The sequence below is a fragment of the Pseudomonas sp. GW821-FHT09H03 genome (genome assembly GCF_059415945.1).
Window position 1 is genome coordinate 1 of the sequence record NZ_JBWKOF010000035.1, and the last position, 2,110, is coordinate 2,110.

Consider the following 2,110-nt stretch of genomic DNA (forward strand, 5'->3'; position numbering starts at 1 on the left):
GCCATCTCCGGATCCTGCTTAAGCCCGGCCGAACCCTGCTGAAGAAAGATCCCCACAAAGTAGTAACCTGTCGCCACACCGCTATCGATCAGTTGCTGACTCAAGCGCAGGTGTTCGGCGCCACGCAACTGGAACCGTTGGCGCATCGACCCGTTTTGCAGGTTGATGTTGGCTTTGTAATGCCCATTCTCGGCGGCGATGCGGTACAACCGCTCGATTTCGACATCGACAGTTTTGTCCGGTATGAGCTGATTGTTTTTTTGCAACCAGCGGGCGTAGTGGAACAGCACGTCGGCTTCGGCACTGGCCTCCGGGATATTTTCGTGGGCACAGGTGAACGCCAGGTTCGCTTTGATTTCCGTTAGAGGTTTCACATGAGGGTCCTTCTTCATATAGTTAAAGGTGCTGCGGCTATCGCAGGCCGCTAACAGCAAGCAGGTGAGCAAGAGAAAACGGCGCATCAGTCGAGGTCCCACAGCTTGGCCTTGCCGTAGAAAAATTCGACGAGGGGGGCGTAAGGCGCTGTCTCGTCGTTTTGATGCTCTTTGTTTTTTTTGATGATTTCCTGCCAAGCTTCGAATGCATCACCCACCTCCTCCTGCACCCCCTTCCCATCCGTATGCAGATCCCACAACCGCCGCCGCATTGCCTGGGTCACACTCATCCACTCATGGGCAATATTCAGCTCACTGTCCACCTGCATGCTGCGGGTATTGATGTTGGCCGAGCCATGGGTGGTGAACACGTCATCGACGATCATCAGCTTGGAGTGGACGTACACCGGCATCCATTCCCCGCCCGCCGGTGAGTCCGGGGCAACCAGCGAGCACAGGTGCACTTTCAGGCCGGGGATGTCCTCCGGCTCGACGGTGCTTTCCTTGATCTGCTTGATGTGCCAATCGAGTTCGGCCTGCCACTCGGCCAGTTCCCGGTGCCCGGCACGGTCGCGGGGCTCGGGCATTGGCCGGGGTGATGCTTGCGCTTTGACCTGTTCGATGCGCCGCAGCTTGGTCACTTCAGGAATGGTCTCGGCGCGCCCCAGGCTTTCGAGCATGCGCTGGGTATTGCGGGTGCCGGTGCCTACGCTGTCGTCGCCGGCGTTGGTGATGACGAACAGGTGCAGTGCCCCATGGAGGCCGGGATCGCGCCCGCCCCCGAGCTGGGCGGCGGCTGCCTGCTTGATCAGATCGGCCAACGGCGGCCAGCGAAAGTACTGGTTTTCGATGTAGATGAACTGGGTCGCGTTGTTCACCGCCTGCAGGTAGAGCGTCTCGATGTCGCGTTTGCCTTCCTGGGCCTGGGTGCGCAGGATCTGCGCAATCTGCCGCGTGGCACCGGGGGCGCATTGCAGCTGCAGCCCGACTTGCTTGGCCTGTCGCGACGCCAGCAGGTCCTCGCCGGTTTCCTTGAGCCAGGCCGTGGCGAAGTTGTGGTGCAGGTGTTCGAGAATCGGGCCGCTGACCTGGCTGGAGATGTCCTGGCGCGGGGTGTCGCCACGGGGACCGAGGTTGGGGGCCGGTTTGCTGTCCTTGGCGCGGTTAAGCGCCGTGTGAGCACTGGTGTCCCAGTATTCGTCGAGCATGTTGTGGCCCATGACGAAACCGACGGCGCTATCCGGAAGTTCGTAGTCGACCAGCACGGTCTTTTGGTGGTGGGTGGCGGTGAGTTTAAGGGTTTGGCGCATCTTCGTGCTGATGTCCGGGTCGAGGCTTTCATACTTCACCCAGTGGGAAATTTCAGCTCTTTCCTCCCAACTGAAACCACGACTGACGAACGCGGGCAGGCCGTTCGCGACCTGTTGCGCCGCTTTGCTGTCCGCGACCGCACAGCGGGCAAACCACTCGCGGTCTTCGGTGTATTGCGCTTCGGTGGAGCGCTGCAGCGCTCGATCGGCGATACGAATCGAGCCTTTGCCGGGCAGGTTGGCTTCGCCGCCCACTCCCGCCAGATTGAAGGGCATTTCCCAACCCAGTATCCGTACCTTGACGCCTGGCTTGCTCCTGGCCTTGGCCAGGAGCAATTCGCCGATGCTCGGCGCCTTGCCGTCGCGGATGAAAAACATCGACGGCTGAAACCCCCAGCAGATGATATCGACGGATTTTTTCGCCCC

The 2,110-nt window shown here is 60.4% G+C and carries 1 protein-coding gene and 1 pseudogene; both read right to left on the reverse strand.

All coding sequences use genetic code 11. The features are described from left to right. A pseudogene (locus AC07OG_RS26290) lies at positions 1 to 461 on the reverse strand (SEL1-like repeat protein); the annotation flags it as partial. Beyond that, positions 461 to 2,110 (reverse strand): phospholipase D-like domain-containing protein (locus AC07OG_RS26295; RefSeq protein ID WP_495068506.1); only part of this gene is annotated, 1,650 nt, incomplete at its 5' end. The gene AC07OG_RS26295 and the pseudogene AC07OG_RS26290, both read right to left, overlap by 1 nt.